The organism is Pseudomonas sp. AC463, assembly GCF_979253585.1.
The window spans coordinates 1-239 of record NZ_CEEDDZ010001112.1 but is presented as its reverse complement, the minus strand read 5'-3'; the positions used below and the strand labels follow the sequence as shown (position 1 = coordinate 239).

Below are 239 nucleotides of genomic sequence, written 5' to 3'. Positions count from 1 at the left end.
ACAGAAACTCGATGCGGCAGCGCGCCGACGTAACCTGCGCGGCGCCTTTGCGATCCAGCCCAATGCGCAGATCGCCGCACGGCATGTGGCGCTCGTCGATGACGTGCTAACTACCGGCGCCACCGCGCAGCAACTGGCACGCCTGTTAATCAGAGCTGGGGCAACGCGCGTGGACGTCTACTGCCTGGCCCGTACACCTGCGCCGGGCGATCATTGACGGAGGCTGGAGCGTCACGCAC

The 239-nt window shown here is 66.1% G+C and carries 1 protein-coding gene; it reads left to right on the top strand.

Going from position 1 to position 239, the window contains the following annotated elements:
* Positions 1-217, top strand: a 217-nt coding sequence (locus AC0IYH_RS33740; protein WP_471838812.1) for a ComF family protein, incomplete at its 5' end; no start/stop codon positions are given.
* Positions 218-239: the final 22 nt, after the last annotated feature.